Here is a 17,467-nt window from a genome sequence, read left to right as displayed (position 1 = left end):
GGCCTCCTCAATCGCTGAACGACATGCCGTGCTTTTCCTTGCTGCCCTTCACGGCTTCAAGCACTGCCAGCAGCGTGTCATCACGATAGCGTTCCAGTGCGGCGATGCTACGGTCACCCAGTTGCTCAGAGGTGCCGTCCACCACATCGTCGATCAGCTTGTCGGTCAGTTCCGGTGCTGGCAGGTAGGTCCAGGGCAGTTTCAGCGCCGGGCCGAACTGCGACATGAAGTGGCGCATGCCCGCGTCGCCACCGGCCAGGGTGTAGGTGAGGAAGGTGCCCATGAACGACCAGCGCAAACCGGCGCCAAAGCGGATCGCGTCGTCGATTTCACCGGTAGTCGCCACGCCGTCGTTCACCAGGTGCAAGGCCTCGCGCCAGAGCGCTTCGAGCAGGCGGTCGGCGATAAAGCCGGGCACTTCCTTGCGCACGTGCAGCGGGCGCATGCCAAGGGCGGTATAGATGGTCTTTGCCGCCTCGATGGCTTCGGGCGCGGTACGGTTGCCACCGACGATTTCCACCAGCGGCAGCAGGTACACCGGGTTGAACGGGTGGCCTACCACGCAGCGCTCGGGGTGCGTGGCAGACTCGTAGAACTCGCTGGGCAGCAGGCCGGAGGTGCTGGAGCCGATGATGGCCTCGGGCTTGGCTGCGGCGCTGATTTTCGCGTGCAGGTCGAGCTTCAGGTCCAGCCGCTCTGGCGCGCTTTCCTGGATGAAGTCGGCGTCGCGTACGCATTCCTCGATGGTGGCGACGAACTTCAGGCGGTCTTGCGAGGCACCTGGCGCGAGGCCTTGTTTCTCCAGTGCTGGCCAGGCATTGGCAATACGCTTGCGCAGTGCCTGTTCGGCGCCAGGGGCCGGGTCCCAGGCGATCACGTCCAGGCCGTGGGCCAGGGCGCGGGCAACCCAGCCGCTGCCGATCACGCCGCTACCCAGGGCGGCGAAGGTCTTGATCTCGGTGATGAAAGGCATATCGAGTCCTCAGACTAAATTGAATTCTTCGTGCAAGCGCCAAGCCCTGTGGGAGCGGGCGTGCCCGCGAACATCGGCAAAGCCGATGCCATCCACCGCGTCGCCTGCTTCGCGGGCCTGCCCGCTCCCACAGAGGGGACTGGCACAGCTGCAATCGTTGATGGCTTCAGCGGCGCTTGAGGTTCATTTTTTCCCGGCCCTCGGCCGGGGTCAGTACACGGGCGCCCAGGCGCGAGATGATCTCGACTGCGCGTTCGACCAGTTGGCCGTTGCTGGCCAGCACACCACGGTCCAGGTACAGGTTGTCTTCCAGGCCCACCCGCACGTTGCCGCCCAGCAACACGGCCTGTGCGGCCATCGGCATCTGCATGCGGCCGATGCCGAACCCTGCCCAGGTCACGTTGGCCGGCAGGTTGTCGACCATGGCTTTCATGGTGGTGGTGTCGGCCGGCGCGCCCCACGGGATGCCCAGGCACAGCTGGAACAGGGGGTCGTCCAGCAGGCCTTCCTTCATCATTTGCTTGGCGAACCACAGGTGGCCGGTGTCGAAGATTTCCAGTTCCGCCTTTACGCCCAGTTCGGTGATGCGCTTGGCGCCGGCGCGCAGTTGGGCGGGGGTGGACACATAGATCGAGTTGCCGTCGCCGAAATTGAGGGTGCCGCAGTCGAGGGTGCAGATTTCCGGTAGCAGGGCTTCGACGTGGGCCAGGCGCTCCAGCGGGCCGATCAGGTCGGTGCCGGTGCCGAACTCCAGGGGTGTTTCACCCGGGCCGATTTCCAGGTCGCCGCCCATGCCGGCGGTGAGGTTGACGATGATGTCCACGTCGGCTTCGCGAATGCGTTCCATCACTTCGCGGTACAGCGCCACATCGCGGCTGAAACGGCCGGTCTGCGGGTCGCGGACGTGGCAGTGGACCACGGTGGCGCCTGCCTTGGCGGCTTCTACCGCGGCTTCGGCGATTTGCTTGGGGGTGACTGGGACAAGGTGGCTTTTCGAGGCGGTGTCGCCGGCACCGGTGAGGGCGCAGGTGATGATGACGTCGTGGTTCATGGCGGGTTCCTTGTGGTGTCTGTGCTGGCCTTTTCGCGGGCATGCCCGCTCCCACAGGATCAACGTGAGCCTGAGTGCGGCGCTGTACCTGTGGGAGCGGGCGCTCCCGCGAAAGGGCCCTGTCAGTTGGCGGTGAGCTTGAGGTTGTCCGCAGCCGGCTTGCCATCGAAGGTGGTCACACCTTCAAGCCAGCGGGCCTTGTCCTCGGGGTGGTCTTTCAGCCACTGGCGGGCCGACTCAAGCGCGTCCTTATGGTCGAGCAGCGGCTGCATCATGCGGCTCTCGTCCTCGGCGCTGAAGTTCAGGTTGGCCAGCAGGCGGTGGGCATTGGGGCAGCGGTCGGCGTAGTCCGGCGCGGTCACTGTCCATACCGTTGCGCGGCCTTCGTCAGGGCCGAGCGCATCCTGGCTCTCACCCAGGTAGGCCATGTCGATGTTCACGTTCATCGGGTGCGGCGCCCAGCCGAAGAACACCACGGCCTCCTTGCGGCGCACGGCGCGGTCGACGGCGGCGAGCATGCCGGCCTCGCTGGACTCGACCAGCTGGAACTTGCCCAGGTCGAACTGGTTCTTGGTGATCATTGCCTTGATCTGGGTGTTGGCGCCGGAGCCCGGTTCGATGCCATAGATCTTGCCGCCAAGCTCCTTCTCGAACTTGTGGATGTCGGCGAAGGTCTTCAAACCCTTGTCGTAGAGGTATTTGGGCACGGCCAGGGTGGCGCGGGCGTCCTCCAGGCTTGGTTTCTCCAGTACCTTGACCTGGTTGGCGTCGATGAACGGGGTGATGGTCTGGGTCATGATCGGGTTCCAGTAACCCAGGAACATGTCCAGGCGTTTGTCGCGGATGCCGGCGAAGATGATCTGCTGCGAAGCGCTGGTCTGTTTGGTCTGGTAGCCCAGGCCATCGAGCAGCACCTGCGCCATGGCGCTGGTAGCGATGACGTCGGTCCAGTTGACCACGCCCAGGCGGACGTTCTTGCAGGCCGCAGGTTCGGCGGCGTAAAGCGGGGAGGTGGCGATGCTGCTCAGGGCAAGGGTCAACAGGCTGCGGCGGATCAAGCTGTGCATGGTGGCTCTCCATCGGCAGTGCATATTGTTATGGGGTTCCGACCTCTCTGGGCCGTGTGAACACGCTACGCTGCAACCAGGGTGAAAAATCGCACCCTGGCGACCAACACTTGCACGGAGGCGACCACCTTTGCCGTGGAGCATGTAATGCCGCACATCATTCATTTCCTGCTGTTACCCGGCTTCTCGGCCATGGGCTTCATCAGTGCCCTGGAACCGCTGCGGGTGGCCAACCGCTTCAAAGGCCCGTCGTACCGCTGGCAAGTGCTGAGCCTGGATGGCGGCGCGGTGCAGGCCAGCAACGGCATGTCGGTGAACGCCGATGCGGCGCTGGCGGCGGGCGAGCCTGCCGGCATCTTGCTGATCGTGGCCGGCTTTGATCCGCTGGCCTGTTACGGGCCGGCGCTGCAGCAGGTGCTACGCCGGCTGGACCATGACGGGGTGATACTGGGTGGTATCGATACCGGCGCCGTGGTGCTGGCCGAGGCCGGCCTGCTCGACGGCCACCGCGCCACCGTGCACTGGGAGGCGCTGGAGGCCTTCAAGGAAAACTACCCAAGCTTGCAGGCCACCCAGGAGCTGTTCGAGATCGACCGGCGGCGCATTACCTGTGCGGGTGGCACTGCCTCGATCGACCTGATGCTCGACCTGATTGCGCAAGCCCACGGCAGTGAGTTGGCGGTGCAGGTGTCGGAGCAGTTCGTGCTCGGGCGTATCCGTCAGCGACAGGACCACCAGCGTATGCAGATTGCCAGCCGCTATGGCATCAGCAACAAGAAGCTGGTGAAAGTGATTGGTGAAATGGAGCGCAATACCGAACAGCCGCTCAATACCCAGGTGCTGGCTGAGGCGGTGCAGGTGACACGGCGGCAGTTGGAGCGGCTGTTCCGTGTGCATCTGGACGACACGCCAAGCGGGTTCTATCTGCGCCTGCGGCTGGACAAGGCGCGGCAGTTGTTGCGCCAGACCGACATGAGTGTGCTGGAGGTTGGGGTGGCGTGCGGGTTCGAGTCGGCTTCGTACTTTACCCGTTGTTATCGGGCGCGGTATCAGCGTTGCCCGCGGGAGGACAGGTTGGCCAGGGCGGTGTGAGTTTGCCTGTACCGGCCTCTTCGCGGGCACGCCCGCTCCCACAGGTACCCCACAGTACTCAAGCCCTGTGCAGTGCCTGTGGGAGCTGGCTTGCCGGCGATAGGGCCAGTGCAGGAAAGCGAGATCTCACTGCTGACCAATGGACTGCAAATACTCCGACCGGTCATCACTGCGCTGTGCCACGCAGGTATCCCACGCCGCCTGGAACGCTTTGCTCCCCGGCTTCTCGGCAAATGTCTCAACCTTGCAATCAGCATCACGCAGCTGCGTCCACAGCTTCTCGGCTGCATCCATACGCCCCACCAGCGCGGTAGCCTGGTCGCCTTCGTCGGCATACTGGTCGCGAATACGCTGGATCAAGTCATCGTAAGCCGCTTTCAGCTCCCGCTCGGCAGTCTGCTTGTTGAACGCAGCGCACGCGTAGGTCTGCTGGTCGGTCTCGACGTTATCGCAAGGCGTGCTTTCTTCCTCGCCGGCCTGCGCGCCTGATACGACGGCCAGCAGTACCAGCCATGCCAATGATTTCATCCGTTTTCTCCTCAACAGGCTGACGAATCGCAGGGATTCTCGCTCAGCCGAAGGCAAGGCGGTAGCTCCCTGACGAAATGTTCATCAAACGGCCGGAAACGTCGTTATCGAGACTGTCTCTCATCGCCACGCCGCATGCCAGAGCGCGTGTTGTCGCGCATTGACGCTTTCGGCAAACCCCCTGTCGTTTTTGCATCGGGGCGTCGTTGGGCACAGGCATATGCTGGCCCCAAAGCGCCGGCAGAAGATTCGGCGCGGCCCAAATCAACAAAGGGGACAGCCTGATGAGCCCAGCCGAACTTCACGCCGACAGCATCGTCATCGACGGCCTGATCATTGCCAAATGGAACCGCGAGCTGTTCGAGGACATGCGCAAAGGCGGGCTGACTGCGGCCAACTGCACAGTGTCGGTGTGGGAAGGCTTCAAGGCCACCGTCGACCAGATCGCTGCCAGCCAGAAGCTCATCCGCGACAACAGCGACCTGGTGATGCCGGTACGCACCACCGCCGACATCCGCAAGGCCAAGGAACTGGGCAAGACCGGCATCCTCTTCGGCTTCCAGAATGCCCATGCGTTCGAAGACCAGATCGCCTACGTGGACGTGTTCAAGCAGCTGGGCGTGGGCATCGTGCAGATGTGCTACAACACCCAGAACCTGGTGGGTACCGGTTGCTACGAGCGTGACGGCGGCCTGTCGGGCTTCGGCCGTGAGATCGTGGCGGAAATGAACCGCGTCGGCATCATGTGCGACCTGTCCCACGTTGGCTCCAAAACCTCCGAAGAAGTCATCCTCGAATCGAAAAAGCCGGTGTGCTACTCGCACTGCCTGCCCTCGGGCCTGAAAGAGCACCCGCGCAACAAGTCGGACGAAGAGCTGAAGTTCATCGCCGACCACGGCGGCTTTGTTGGCGTGACCATGTTCGCGCCGTTCCTGGCCAAGGGCATCGACTCCACCATCGACGACTACGCCGAAGCCATCGAATACACCATGAACATCGTCGGTGAAGACGCCATCGGTATCGGTACCGACTTCACCCAGGGCCACGGCCAGGACTTCTTCGAGTACCTGACCCACGACAAGGGCTACGCCCGTCGCCTGACCAACTTCGGCAAGATCATCAACCCGCTGGGCATCCGCACCGTGGGCGAATTCCCCAACCTCACCGAAACCCTGCTCAAGCGCGGCCATTCCGAGCGCGTGGTGCGCAAGATCATGGGTGAGAACTGGGTCAACGTCCTCAAGGACGTCTGGGGCGAGTAAGCCGCTCTCCAAGCCTGATAGCCCCTGCCAGCAACGCCGGGGCACCCACATAAAAATTTTATGGAGTTGAGTTTCCATGGCCAAGATCGCCCCGCAATTGCCAATCGAAGTCGACAGCGAGACCGGTGTCTGGACCAGCGACGCCCTGCCGATGCTGTACGTACCGCGCCATTTCTTCGTCAACAACCACATCGGCATCGAGGAAGTGCTGGGCGCCGACGCCTACGCCGAGATCCTCTACAAGGCCGGCTACAAGTCCGCCTGGCACTGGTGTGAAAAAGAAGCCGAGTGCCATGGCCTGGAAGGCGTGGCGGTGTTCGAGCACTACATGAAACGCCTGAGCCAGCGTGGCTGGGGCCTGTTCGAGATCCAGGACATCGACCTGGACAAAGGCACCTGCAGCGTCAAGCTCAAGCACTCGGCGTTCGTGTACGTGTACGGCAAATGCGGCCGCAAGGTCGACTACATGTTCACCGGCTGGTTCGCCGGTGCCATGGACCAGATTCTCGCTGCCCGCGGCAGCAAGATCCGCACCGTGGCCGAACAGGTCTACGGCGGGTCGGAAGAAGGCCACGAAGATGGCCTGTTCGTTACAAAGCCGTTGTAAGCCGGAGATAGCGTCATGGCATTCGAAGCAATGTTCCAGCCGATCCAGATCGGCAAACTGACCATCCGCAACCGCGTGCTCAGCACCGCGCACGCCGAGGTCTACGCCACTGACGGCGGCATGACGACCGACCGCTACGTGAAGTACTACGAAGAAAAGGCCAAGGGCGGCATCGGCCTGGCGATCTGCGGTGGTTCGTCCGTCGTGGCCATCGACAGCCCGCAGGAATGGTGGGCCTCGGTCAACCTGTCGACCGACCGCATCATCCCGCACTTCCAGAACCTGGCCGACGCCATGCACAAGCATGGCGCCAAGATCATGATCCAGATTACCCACATGGGCCGTCGCTCGCGCTGGGACGGCTTCAACTGGCCGACCCTGATGTCGCCGTCGGGTATCCGTGAACCCGTGCACCGTGCCACCTGCAAAACCATCGAGGTGGAAGAGATCTGGCGGGTGATCGGCAATTACGCACAAGCGGCACGTCGCGCCAAAGAAGGCGGCCTGGACGGCGTGGAACTGTCGGCCGTGCACCAGCACATGATCGACCAGTTCTGGAGCCCACGGGTCAACAAGCGTACCGACGAGTGGGGCGGCAGCTTCGAAGGCCGCATGAAGTTCGGTATGGAAGTGCTCAAGGCCGTGCGCGCCGAAGTCGGTGACGACTTCTGCGTGGGCATGCGTATCTGTGGTGACGAGTTCCACCCCGACGGCCTCAGCCATGAGGACATGAAGCAGATTGCCGCGTATTACGACGCCACCGGCATGCTCGACTTCATCGGCGTGGTCGGCTCGGGTTGCGACACCCACAACACCCTGGCCAACGTCATCCCCAACATGAGCTACCCACCGGAGCCGTTCCTGCACCTGGCGGCCGGCATCAAGGAAGTGGTCAAGGTACCGGTGCTGCACGCACAGAACATCAAGGACCCGAACCAGGCCACGCGCATTCTGGAAGGCGGCTACGTGGACATGGTCGGCATGACCCGTGCGCACATGGCCGACCCGCACCTGATCGCCAAGATCAAGATGGGCCAGATCGACCAGATCAAGCAGTGCGTCGGTGCCAACTACTGCATCGACCGCCAGTACCAGGGCCTGGACGTGCTGTGCATCCAGAACGCCGCGACCTCCCGTGAATACATGGGCGTGCCGCACATCATCGAGAAAACCACCGGCGTGAAGCGCAAGGTGGTAGTGGTAGGCGCCGGCCCTGCCGGTATGGAAGCCGCTCGTGTGGCGGCCGAACGTGGCCACGACGTGACCCTGTTCGAGAAAAAGGACCAGATTGGCGGGCAGATCACCATCGCCGCCAAGGCCCCGCAGCGTGACCAGATTGCCGGTATCACCCGCTGGTACCAGCTGGAGCTGGCGCGCCTGAAGGTTGACCTGCGCCTGGGCACCGCCGCCGACGTGCCGACCATCCAGGACCTGCGCCCGGACGTGATCGTGCTGGCAGTGGGCGGCCACCCGTTCGTTGAACAGAACGAGCACTGGGGCGCTGCCGAAGGGCTGGTGGTCAGCAGCTGGGACGTGCTCGACGGCAAGGTTGCACCGGGCAAGAACGTGCTGGTGTACGACACCATCTGCGAATTCACCGGCATGTCCACGGCAGACTTCATTGCCGACAAAGGCAGCCAGGTCGAGATCGTCACCGACGACATCAAGCCGGGCGTGGCCATGGGCGGTACTACCTTCCCGACCTACTACCGCAGCATGTACCCGAAAGAAGTGATCATGACCGGCGACATGATGCTGGAAAAGGTCTACCGCGAAGGCGACAAGCTGGTGGCGGTGCTGGAGAACGAATACACCGGTGCGAAGGAAGAGCGGGTAGTTGACCAGGTAGTGATCGAGAACGGCGTGCGCCCTGACGAAGAGCTCTACTACGCGTTCAAGGAAGGCTCGCGCAACAAGGGCCAGATCGACGTGGAGGCGCTGTTCGCCATCAAGCCACAGCCGATCCTCAGCCAGCCGGGCGAAGGCTACCTGCTGTACCGCATCGGCGACTGCGTGGCCCAGCGCAACGTGCATGCGGCGATCTACGACGCCTTGCGCCTGTGCAAGGACTTCTGATCGCACTGTCGGCACACACCGGCCCCTGTGGGAGCGGGCGCGCCCGCGAAAGCGTCAGCATGAACAACAGAGTTGTCTGATCTGACGCATTCGCGGGCACGCCCGCTCCCACAGGGCCGGTGCAGGATTCCAGGGGCCTGAACCCCTTGCAACCGTTGTTGTGGGAGCCTCCCATGTTGAACACCCTTCTACCCATCCTGCTGTTCGCGGCCCTTGGCCTGGCAGTGCTCGGCGCCCTGCGCCGGGTGCGCATGTGGCGCCGTGGCCGGGCCGCCAAGGTCGACCTGATCGGCGGCCTGCTGGCCATGCCGCGCCGCTACCTGGTGGACTTGCACCACGTGGTCGAGCGCGACAAGTACATGTCCAAGACCCACGTGGCCACCGCGGGCGGCTTCGTGCTGTCGGCGGTTTTGGCGATCCTGGTGCACGGCTTCGGCCTGCAAAGCAAAATCCTTGGTTACGCGCTGTTGGTCGCCACGGTGATCATGTTCAGCGGCGCCATCTTCGTCTTCAAACGCCGCCTCAACCCGCCTTCGCGGCTGTCAAAAGGCCCGTGGATGCGCCTGCCGAAGAGCCTGCTGGCGTTCGCGGTGAGCTTCTTCATCGCCACCTTGCCGGTTGCCGGCATCCTGCCCGCCAACACCGGTGGCTGGGTGATGGTCGGCATCCTTGGCCTGGGCGTGCTGTGGGGCGTTTCGGAGCTGTTCTTCGGCATGACCTGGGGCGGCCCGATGAAGCACGCCTTCGCCGGTGCCCTGCACCTGGCCTGGCACCGCCGCGCCGAACGCTTCGGCGGCGGCCGCTCCACCGGCCTGAAACCGCTGGACCTGGAAGACCCGAACGCGCCGCTGGGCGTGGAAAAACCGGCAGATTTCACCTGGAACCAGCTGCTGGGCTTCGATGCCTGCGTGCAGTGCGGTAAGTGTGAGGCCATGTGCCCGGCCTTTGCCGCCGGCCAGCCGTTGAACCCCAAAAAGCTGATTCAAGACATGGTCATCGGCCTGGCCGGTGGCACCGACGCCCAGTTTGCCGGTAGCCCGTACCCAGGCAAGCCGATCGGTGAACACGGCGGCCACCCGCACCAGCCAATCGTCAATGGCCTGGTCGATGCCGAAACGCTGTGGTCGTGCACCACCTGCCGTGCCTGCGTCGAGGAATGCCCGATGATGATCGAGCACGTCGATGCCATTGTCGACATGCGCCGCCACCTCACCCTGGAAAAGGGCGCCACCCCGAACAAGGGTGCCGAGGTGCTGGACAACCTGATCGCCACCGATAACCCGGGCGGCTTCGCCCCGGGCGGTCGCATGAACTGGGCAGCCGACCTCAACCTGAAATTGCTGTCTGAAGTAAAAACCACCGAAGTGCTGTTCTGGGTCGGTGATGGTGCCTTCGACATGCGCAACCAGCGCACCCTGCGCTCGTTTGTCAAAGTGCTGAAGGCTTCGGGCGTGGACTTTGCCGTGCTCGGCCTGGAAGAACGCGACAGCGGTGACGTGGCCCGTCGCCTTGGCGATGAAGCGACCTTCCAGCAACTGGCCAAACGCAATATCCAGACCCTGGCCAAGTACAGGTTCCAGCGCATCGTCACCTGCGACCCGCACAGCTTCCATGTGCTGAAGAACGAGTACGGCGCCTTGGGCGGTGATTACCAGGTGCAGCACCACAGCACCTATATCGCCGAACTGATCGCAGCCAACAAGCTCAACCTCGGCCAGCACAAGGGTGGCAGCGTCACCTACCACGACCCGTGCTACCTGGGCCGCTACAACGGCGAATACGAAGCCCCGCGTGAAGTGCTCAAGGCGCTGGGTATCGAAGTGCGCGAGATGCAACGTTCGGGCTTCCGTTCCCGCTGCTGCGGCGGTGGCGGCGGTGCGCCGATCACCGACATCCCGGGCAAGCAGCGTATCCCCGACATGCGCATGGACGACATTCGCGAAACCGAGGCCGAGCTGGTGGCCGTGGGTTGCCCACAGTGCACCGCCATGCTCGAAGGTGTGGTCGAACCGCGCCCACAGATCAAGGACCTGGCCGAGCTGGTGGCTGACGTGCTGATCGAAGAGGAATCGCCCGCCGCCCCAAAGCCGCAAGCGGCCAAACGTGAACCTGCGGAGGTGCATTGATGAGCGACATTATCCGCCGCGACCCACGCGCCGAGTGGATCGCCCGTAACCGCCTGCACCCGCTGCATGCGGCCATGCAGACGCAACAGACCAGCTGGATGGGGCCCAACGGCCTCATCCGCAAGAACCCCCACGCCATTGCCGCAGGCTTTATCGGCCCAGCCGGCATCAAGCGCATCGACCGCAGCGGCGCCCAGCAGGGTACTGGTGTGGGCGGGCGGCGCACGGCCGCGGCCGAGGTCAAGTTGCCGCTGCACCAGGTGCCAATGCCTGCGTTCTACATTGCCGTGGTGCCCGACATGGTCGGTGGCCGCCTGAGCAGCCACGACCGCGACCTGCTCGGCCTGGCCCACAGCCTGGCCGGCAGCGAAGGTGCCGTGCTGGCGGTGGTGTTTGGCGAACACAAGGAAAGCAACTTTTCCACAGCCGGCGTCGACCGCCTGCTGGTCATCGAAGGCGAGGCGTTCGAAGGTTATGCGCCGGAGCAGTTGGTGCAAGGCTTGCGGGCTGTGGATAACCAGTTCACCCCGCGCCACTGGCTGCTGCCCGACAGCCGCACAGGTGGCGGCGAATTGGGTCGCCGCCTGGGTGCCGCGTTGGGCGAGCGCCCGGCGACGCGGGTGTGGCAGGTCAAGGACGGCCAGTGCATCGGCCGCGCCGGTGCCGGCCAGCAAGACCTGCAACGCGCCGTGCCACGCCTGATCCTGGCGGCGGCGGAGTGCGCCGAGCCGGTCAGCGAAACCCGTCACGAAGCCTTGCCGGTGGAGTTGTCCACAAGCGTGGCGCGCAGCTTGTCGCGCATCGAAGACCTGGGCTCGGTGGCCGTGGACCCGGCCACCATTGCCATGGCCGAGGCCGAGTTCATTGTTTCGGGCGGTAACGGCGTCAAGGACTGGGACCTGTACCACCAGGCCACCGCAGCGCTTGGCGCCACCGAAGGCGCCTCGCGGGTGGCGGTGGACGACGGCTTCATGCCGCGCAACCGCCAGGTGGGTGCCACCGGTACCTGGGTTACCGCACGGGTCTATGTGGCTGTGGGTATCTCGGGCGCGATCCAGCACCTTCAAGGCATCGGTGCCTGCGACAAGGTGGTGGCGATCAACATGGACCCAGGCTGCGACATGATCAAACGGGCCGACCTGTCGGTGATTGGCGACAGCTCGGCGATTCTCAAGGCATTGATCGAGGCTGTGGACAACTACCGCAGCGGCGGCCAACGCGACGCGGCATAAGGGCACGAGTATGAGTACCAAAGTGATCAGCCTGGTTTCCATCGGTGCCCACCCAAGCTCCGGCCGCGCCCGCCGCGCCGAGCAGGATGCCCGTGCGGTGGAACTGGGGTTGCAGCTGGCTGGGGATAACTTGCAGGTGGTGCATGCCGGCGACCCGCGCGAAGAGGCGCTGCGCGCTTATCTGGGCATGGGCCTTGACCACCTGGACGTGCTGGAGCAGCCGGCCGGTGCCGATGTACTGGGCGTGCTGGGGGATTACCTGCGCGACGCCGGGGCACAGCTGGTGCTGACCGGCAGCCAGGCCGAGACGGGCGAGGGGTCGGGCATGTTGCCGTTCCTGCTGGCTGAAAAGCTCGGCTGGCCGTTGATTGTAGGGTTGGCCGAGGTTGAGTCTATCGAGAACGGCACTGCCCAGGTATTGCAGGCGCTGCCACGTGGTCAACGGCGTCGGCTGAAGGTGCGTTTGCCGTTGCTGGCGACTGTGGATAATGCAGCGCCCAAGCCGCGCCAAAGCGCTTTTGGCCCTGCGCGCCGGGGTGTGCTGGCGGCGCGCAATGTGGCCATCGTCGACGATGAGCTGCTGGCCGATGCCGAGTTGCAACCGGCCCGTCCTCGGCCCAAGCGGCTGAAGGTGATCAAGGCCAAGAGTGGTGCGGACCGCATGAAGGCGGCCACGGCCAAGGCCAGTGGCGGTGGTGGCAAGGTACTGAAGGATGTTTCACCGCAGGAAGGCGCCGAGGCCATCCTCAAGCTGCTGGTGGAAGAGGGCGTATTGCGCTGAAACCCGCACTGGCCTCATCGCCGGCAAGCCAGCTCCCACAGGATTACTACTGCCTTCGGGCCTTTTGCAATACCTGTGGGAGCTGGCTTGCCGGCGATTGAGCCTGACAGGCTAATGATGTGGCTTGGCCACATTGAACGCCCAACAACCCAGCGCCTCGCTCACTGGCTCGAACAACACCCGTTCCCCCTTCGACAACACCACATTCATTGCGGCGCAGCGCAAAACCAGATAATCCCTACACTGCCCTTCGGCGCTGATAACCCCAACCCCCCGCCCTTCATCGAACCACTTCACAATCCCCTCCTGGCGGCTGTGCATAAGTCATTCCTGAGTAATGCCAAAGTAGTGGCTACCACCCAATCACATTGATTGAATTTGTGAAACTGGCAGAAATATCAGGTGGGCCTCGGTTTTGCCCACCGAATCTGTTCGCCAAGGTGTGGATAAAGTGTTGGTGCATGGCTGTGGGCTTTATATGGCGAGGCTTGCAGGGGTTTGATCATAAAGTGACCAGTCTTCGTTGGACGGATTCAGAGCAGATAGCTATGGCGGTGCCAGGTTTTGCCCACAATCGCTGTTGGCTGCTCTGTGGATAATCTGTTCGGTACTATCTGAAACCCGCGCAGGTCGTGGCTTGTGAAGAATTGATCAAAAAATAATCAAATTGAGTGGGTGGTCTTCTGATCCATGATTATCAAGGTCTTGAATCGCTTATCCACAACCCAATCGCCGGACTTTCTCGTTTTGCCCACAAACTCTGTTGGTGTTTCTGTGGACAAGATGTATGAACCTCGCTGTAGCTCAACAAGGCTGGGGCCTTGCGGGAGTTGGTGAAAAAACGATCAGTTCCACCTGATAATTGTGCCAGTACGAAACTGTGGGGCTTGGCGTTAAGTTATCCGAGAACATTGAAGGAACTGTGGATAACCATGGCACGCGCTTACTCACCCTATGGTGTAACTCGGGGTCTCCGCCCGACGACTATGCTGGCTTTTTGCGGCCAACGTCGTGATCCGCTTTCGGAGAGCTATCCATTGGGAAATGGTTATCGTCACTACAGCCCTGCGCTAATGCGATTCCTGAGTCCGGACAGCCATAGCCCGTTTGATCGCGGAGGCATCAATGCTTATGCGTATTGCGCAGGTGACCCCGTTAATCGAACCGACGAGTCGGGGCGGTTCTGGATCAAGCTTTTTACCCACTTGGCTTTTGGCTCAAGTGCAATAGCAGGTACGGGAAATATGGTTGTTTCGCGTATGAGGGCGAGGATCAACAACGTTCCACTTCCGAATGGCGTTGTCGAACCAGCCCTGCCGAGACTTCATCCTCACGTGGCTGCTGCTGCAAATGTTCTTGATACCTACGCTTACGCCACTTCGATAATTGTGCGTGGACCGCATCTAGCGGATACCTTCAATCCTGGGTCCATGGCAAATCTTCAGCCGGTACTCAACGGGGCCGACCTGGGACGTGCAGGGGCTGGATTCCTGGGCTTCGCAGCCCTACCCATGAATGCCAGGCATGAGTGGCGTCGTGCGGGTGTACGAGGCATGCCTAGAGGGCGACTGATCGGCGACGCCTTACTGGATGCATACGGCCTGAGCTATATGTGGCAAGGGGTGCAACAAGTCGGTAGGGCAGTGAGTACAGCCGTATCGGGCGCTTTCAGGGGACTTGTCGGGATGGTCAGGGGGCGTCGCAGGGCGGGTGATGTCGAGGCAGGTATCGACTAAACCGCTGGAGAACCCCGCCGCCGCACATGTGTGCATTGGCGGGTATTTCGGTTACTGCGCCTGCACTTCCTTCAGATACGGCGCCGGCTCAGCCCCCAGGTTGTTCAGCATCCGTCCGCTGTACCAGTCAATGAAGTTCACCACCCCAAACTCGTAGGTTTTCGAGTACGGCCCTGGCTGGTACGCCGTGGAGTTGATGCCACGCTGGTTCTCTTCCGCGAGGCGGCGGTCCTGGTCGTTGGTGGCGTCCCACACCTTGCGCATGCGTTCCGGGTCGTAGTCCACGCCTTCCACGGCGTCCTTGTGCACCAGCCACTTGGTGGTGACCATGGTCTCCTGGGCGCTGATCGGCCACACGGTGAACACGATCATGTGGTCGCCCATGCAGTGGTTCCACGAGTGCGGCAGGTGCAGGATACGCATCGAGCCCAGGTCCGGGTTCTTGATGCGGCCCATCAGCTTCTGGCAGGCCTGCTTGCCGTCCATGGTCATCGACACGGTGCCCTTGAGCAGCGGCATGCGCACGATGCGGTTACGCAGGCCGTGGCTCTTGTGCAGGTACGGGATTTTCTCGGCGTCCCAGGCGGCGGCAGAGGCCGCCACGTGGTCCTTGAACTCCTGGCTGGCGCGTGGGTCGTTGGTGTCGTCCCACTCCAGCAGGGTTTGCAGCAACTCCGGGTGCGAACCGCTGCAGTGGTAGCACTCGCGGTTGTTTTCCAGCACCAGCTTCCAGTTGGCCTTTTCCATCAAGGTGGTTTGCACCGCCACCTTGGTGTTCTCCATGTCGTACGGTTCCATGTAGTGCTCGAGGGTGGCCAGGAACTCGTCGATGGCGGGCGGGTTCTCCGCCAGGCTGATGAAAATGTAGCCACCGGCAACCTTCACGTGCACAGGCTTGAGGCCGTATTCCTTCATGTCGAAGTCGGCACCCATTTCGGTGCCGGCGAACAGCAGGCGGCCGTCCAGTTCGTAGGTCCACTGGTGGTAATGGCACACCAGCTTGGCCACCTTGCCCTTGTCGCTGACGCACAGGCGCGAACCGCGGTGGCGGCAGACGTTGTGGAAGGCGTGCACCTTACCTTCGGCGCCACGTACCACCAGGATCGGGTTCTTGCCGATCTGCAAGGTGATGTAGTTGCCTTTCGCCGGAATTTCGCAGGTCATGCCGGCGATCAGCCATTCTTTGTGGAAGATCTCCTGCATGTCGATCTGGAACAGACGCTCGTCGGTGTAGAAAGGCTGGGGCAGCGAGTAGGTTCGCTCGCGGGTCTGCAACATCTCGGCGGTGGCCTTGCGTGCAGGTTCCAGTGGATCGCCCAGGCTCAGGGTTGCGGTGACGTCCATCGTGTATTCCTCGGGGCCGTGTGCGGCCGGCAAAAGGTGGCTAATCGTTGTTGTCGCCGCAAGGCTGCTTAAGCGGCTTTTTGTTTGAACAGCAGGCTGGTTGTTTTGCCGTGGAGTGTGCGTCCGAAGCCGCCGCGAACCGTATCCATGGGCGACATGGCCGATGTGAATTACGACGCGCCAGCCCTTGTAGTGCGGGGCTGGTCGCGATAAGCACGCCGATGTCGCTGGCAGGAATGTGCGTCGCCCTCGGCTTGCGCATTATCCAAGCCATAAAAAGGCCAATAGTCGGCTGCTGGAGATGAACATGTCCGATACCTTCCTCAATCCGGTCACCACCCAGACCTGGGCCAACGGCCGCCACATCGTGCGCTGCGTCAAGGTCATCCAGGAGACCTGGGACGTGCGCACCTTCTGTTTCATGGCCGACCAGCCGATCATGTTCTTCTTCAAGCCCGGGCAGTTCGTTACCCTGGAGCTGGAGATCGAAGGCAAGCCGGTGATGCGCTCCTACACCATCTCCAGTTCGCCGTCGGTGCCCTACAGCTTCTCGATCACCGTGAAGCGTGTGCCGGGCGGCCTGGTGTCCAACTTCCTGCACGACACCATGCATGAAGGCGCCGAGCTGCCGGTGCACGGCCCGGTGGGGTTGTTCAACGCCATCGACTTCCCGGCCGGCAAGACCCTGTACCTGTCGGGCGGCGTCGGCATTACCCCGGTGATGTCGATGGCGCGCTGGTTCTACGACACCAACGCCAACGTCGACATGGTGTTCGTGCACAGCGCCCGTTCGCCGAAGGACATCATCTACCACCGCGAGCTGGAACAGATGGCCTCGCGCATACCCAACTTCAGCCTGCACATCATCTGTGAGAAGCACGGGCTGGGTGAGCCATGGGCGGGTTATCGCGGCTACCTCAACCAGCGCCTGATGGAGCTGATCGCGCCGGACTACATGGAGCGCACGGTGTTCTGCTGCGGCCCGACGCCGTACATGACTGCCGTCAAGCGCATGCTCGAAGCGGTCGGCTTCGACATGAAGAACTACCACGAGGAATCGTTCGGGGCCACGCCGCCAGAGGCCAAGGCCGACGCAGTGGAGCATGCCGAGCAGGCAGCCGATGCGCCGGAAGTGGATGCGTCGGACCTAAACCTGGTGGAGTTCATCGGCAGCGAGAAGAGCATTCGCGTCGCCCCGGGCGAGACTGTGCACGCGGCGGCTGCCAAGGTTGGGCTGATGATCCCGAAAGCCTGCGGCATGGGAATTTGCGGCACCTGCAAGGTGCTCAAGCTGGGTGGCGAAGTGGAGATGGAGCACAACGGCGGCATTACCGAAGAAGACGAAGCCGAGGGCTATATCCTGTCGTGCTGCAGTGTGCCGAAAGGGGATGTGCGGATCGATTACTGATCCGAAATTGCAGGGGGCTGCTGCGCAGCCCATCGCCGGCAAGCCAGCTCCCACAGGTACTGCACAAGCCTTGAAAGCTGCACGGTCGGTGTGGGAGATTCTATGGTTTTAGGGAAGTTTTTTAAGCGGCTTTTGATCGATACTCGTCTCCGCTTTTCAGTAGGGCAAATACTACTCGCGCCAA

15 protein-coding genes are annotated in these 17,467 nt (G+C 62.5%); 9 read left to right on the top strand and 6 right to left on the bottom strand.

Translation table 11 applies throughout. The features are described from left to right. Positions 1-7 precede the first annotated feature (7 nt). The 3 genes from ACFY9W_RS08340 to choX form a co-directional block, all read right to left on the bottom strand. Positions 8-973: an L-carnitine dehydrogenase gene (locus ACFY9W_RS08340; protein ID WP_391128301.1), complete on the bottom strand. Its 966-nt coding sequence runs from the start codon at positions 971-973 to the stop codon at positions 8-10. 166 nt (positions 974-1,139) lie between these two features. Further along, positions 1,140-2,024: a 3-keto-5-aminohexanoate cleavage protein gene (locus tag ACFY9W_RS08335; RefSeq protein WP_391128298.1), complete on the bottom strand. Its 885-nt coding sequence runs from the start codon at positions 2,022-2,024 to the stop codon at positions 1,140-1,142. 122 nt (positions 2,025-2,146) lie between these two features. Further along, the gene (gene choX, locus ACFY9W_RS08330) at positions 2,147-3,091 is read right to left on the bottom strand and encodes a choline ABC transporter substrate-binding protein (protein WP_391128295.1); all 945 of its coding nucleotides are present in this window, start codon (positions 3,089-3,091) and stop codon (positions 2,147-2,149) included. A 147-nt stretch (positions 3,092-3,238) separates the two neighbouring features. Between choX and ACFY9W_RS08325 the strand changes: the two genes are divergently transcribed. Next, on the top strand, positions 3,239-4,183 hold the full coding sequence (locus ACFY9W_RS08325) for a helix-turn-helix domain-containing protein (RefSeq protein WP_391128292.1): 945 nt from the start codon (positions 3,239-3,241) through the stop codon (positions 4,181-4,183). 126 nt (positions 4,184-4,309) lie between these two features. On the opposite strand, the gene ACFY9W_RS08320 is transcribed toward ACFY9W_RS08325, so the two are convergent. Continuing rightward, positions 4,310-4,711 (bottom strand): lysozyme inhibitor LprI family protein, encoded by a 402-nt coding sequence (locus ACFY9W_RS08320; RefSeq protein WP_391128289.1) that lies wholly within the window; start codon positions 4,709-4,711, stop codon positions 4,310-4,312. 284 nt (positions 4,712-4,995) lie between these two features. On the opposite strand from ACFY9W_RS08320, the gene ACFY9W_RS08315 reads away from it, so the two are divergent. From ACFY9W_RS08315 to ACFY9W_RS08290, 6 genes are all read left to right on the top strand, one after another. Continuing rightward, the gene (locus tag ACFY9W_RS08315; RefSeq protein WP_016497618.1) at positions 4,996-5,973 is read left to right on the top strand and encodes a dipeptidase; all 978 of its coding nucleotides are present in this window, start codon (positions 4,996-4,998) and stop codon (positions 5,971-5,973) included. Positions 5,974-6,049: 76 nt separating this feature from the next. Beyond that, positions 6,050-6,580 carry a DUF5943 domain-containing protein gene (locus ACFY9W_RS08310; protein WP_008091518.1) on the top strand — a complete coding sequence of 177 codons (531 nt, stop codon included), beginning with the start codon at positions 6,050-6,052 and terminating at the stop codon, positions 6,578-6,580. A gap of 15 nt (positions 6,581-6,595) precedes the next feature. After that, positions 6,596-8,656 carry a dimethylglycine demethylation protein DgcA gene (gene dgcA, locus ACFY9W_RS08305; protein WP_391128284.1) on the top strand — a complete coding sequence of 687 codons (2,061 nt, stop codon included), beginning with the start codon at positions 6,596-6,598 and terminating at the stop codon, positions 8,654-8,656. A gap of 173 nt (positions 8,657-8,829) precedes the next feature. Further along, positions 8,830-10,782, top strand: a complete 1,953-nt coding sequence (dgcB, locus tag ACFY9W_RS08300) for a dimethylglycine demethylation protein DgcB (RefSeq protein WP_391128281.1) — start codon at positions 8,830-8,832, stop codon at positions 10,780-10,782. Continuing rightward, the gene (locus tag ACFY9W_RS08295; protein WP_391128278.1) at positions 10,782-12,014 is read left to right on the top strand and encodes an FAD-binding protein; all 1,233 of its coding nucleotides are present in this window, start codon (positions 10,782-10,784) and stop codon (positions 12,012-12,014) included. Before dgcB ends, ACFY9W_RS08295 begins: the two co-directional genes overlap by 1 nt. Before the next feature lie 10 nt (positions 12,015-12,024). After that, entirely contained in the window at positions 12,025-12,795 is a 771-nt protein-coding gene (locus ACFY9W_RS08290; protein WP_391128275.1) for an electron transfer flavoprotein subunit beta, read from the top strand. A gap of 111 nt (positions 12,796-12,906) precedes the next feature. Here the strand turns inward: ACFY9W_RS08290 and ACFY9W_RS08285 are convergent, their stop codons facing one another. Next, positions 12,907-13,116: a hypothetical protein gene (locus ACFY9W_RS08285; protein WP_391128272.1), complete on the bottom strand. Its 210-nt coding sequence runs from the start codon at positions 13,114-13,116 to the stop codon at positions 12,907-12,909. A gap of 611 nt (positions 13,117-13,727) precedes the next feature. Here ACFY9W_RS08285 and ACFY9W_RS08280 point away from each other — a divergent pair. Further along, positions 13,728-14,531, top strand: a complete 804-nt coding sequence (locus ACFY9W_RS08280) for an RHS repeat-associated core domain-containing protein (RefSeq protein ID WP_391128269.1) — start codon at positions 13,728-13,730, stop codon at positions 14,529-14,531. Positions 14,532-14,582: 51 nt separating this feature from the next. On the opposite strand, the gene gbcA is transcribed toward ACFY9W_RS08280, so the two are convergent. After that, positions 14,583-15,875 (bottom strand): glycine-betaine demethylase subunit GbcA, encoded by a 1,293-nt coding sequence (gbcA, locus tag ACFY9W_RS08275; protein WP_391128267.1) that lies wholly within the window; start codon positions 15,873-15,875, stop codon positions 14,583-14,585. Between the two features lie 307 nt (positions 15,876-16,182). On the opposite strand from gbcA, the gene gbcB reads away from it, so the two are divergent. After that, positions 16,183-17,283: a glycine-betaine demethylase subunit GbcB gene (gene gbcB / locus ACFY9W_RS08270; protein WP_201206638.1), complete on the top strand. Its 1,101-nt coding sequence runs from the start codon at positions 16,183-16,185 to the stop codon at positions 17,281-17,283. The last annotated feature ends 184 nt before the right edge of the window (positions 17,284-17,467 follow it).

It is taken from the genome of Pseudomonas sp. NPDC008258, from assembly GCF_042956345.1.
In the GTDB taxonomy this organism is placed as follows: domain Bacteria; phylum Pseudomonadota; class Gammaproteobacteria; order Pseudomonadales; family Pseudomonadaceae; genus Aquipseudomonas.
This window is presented reverse-complemented; position numbering and strand designations above follow the sequence as displayed.

Excerpts from the sequence above, each read along its gene's own strand:
- dgcA (WP_391128284.1), top strand. The coding sequence starts at position 6,596 with ATGGCATTCGAAGCAATGTTCCAGCCGATCCAGATCGGCAAACTGACC.
- ACFY9W_RS08310 (WP_008091518.1), top strand. The coding sequence starts at position 6,050 with ATGGCCAAGATCGCCCCGCAATTGCCAATCGAAGTCGACAGCGAGACC.
- ACFY9W_RS08335 (WP_391128298.1), bottom strand. The coding sequence starts at position 2,024 with ATGAACCACGACGTCATCATCACCTGCGCCCTCACCGGTGCCGGCGAC.
- ACFY9W_RS08285 (WP_391128272.1), bottom strand. The coding sequence starts at position 13,116 with ATGCACAGCCGCCAGGAGGGGATTGTGAAGTGGTTCGATGAAGGGCGG.
- ACFY9W_RS08280 (WP_391128269.1), top strand. The coding sequence starts at position 13,728 with ATGGCACGCGCTTACTCACCCTATGGTGTAACTCGGGGTCTCCGCCCG.
- ACFY9W_RS08290 (WP_391128275.1), top strand. The coding sequence starts at position 12,025 with ATGAGTACCAAAGTGATCAGCCTGGTTTCCATCGGTGCCCACCCAAGC.
- ACFY9W_RS08320 (WP_391128289.1), bottom strand. The coding sequence starts at position 4,711 with ATGAAATCATTGGCATGGCTGGTACTGCTGGCCGTCGTATCAGGCGCG.
- ACFY9W_RS08315 (WP_016497618.1), top strand. The coding sequence starts at position 4,996 with ATGAGCCCAGCCGAACTTCACGCCGACAGCATCGTCATCGACGGCCTG.
- gbcA (WP_391128267.1), bottom strand. The coding sequence starts at position 15,875 with ATGGACGTCACCGCAACCCTGAGCCTGGGCGATCCACTGGAACCTGCA.
- choX (WP_391128295.1), bottom strand. The coding sequence starts at position 3,091 with ATGCACAGCTTGATCCGCCGCAGCCTGTTGACCCTTGCCCTGAGCAGC.
- ACFY9W_RS08295 (WP_391128278.1), top strand. The coding sequence starts at position 10,782 with ATGAGCGACATTATCCGCCGCGACCCACGCGCCGAGTGGATCGCCCGT.
- ACFY9W_RS08340 (WP_391128301.1), bottom strand. The coding sequence starts at position 973 with ATGCCTTTCATCACCGAGATCAAGACCTTCGCCGCCCTGGGTAGCGGC.
- ACFY9W_RS08325 (WP_391128292.1), top strand. The coding sequence starts at position 3,239 with ATGCCGCACATCATTCATTTCCTGCTGTTACCCGGCTTCTCGGCCATG.
- gbcB (WP_201206638.1), top strand. The coding sequence starts at position 16,183 with ATGTCCGATACCTTCCTCAATCCGGTCACCACCCAGACCTGGGCCAAC.
- dgcB (WP_391128281.1), top strand. The coding sequence starts at position 8,830 with ATGTTGAACACCCTTCTACCCATCCTGCTGTTCGCGGCCCTTGGCCTG.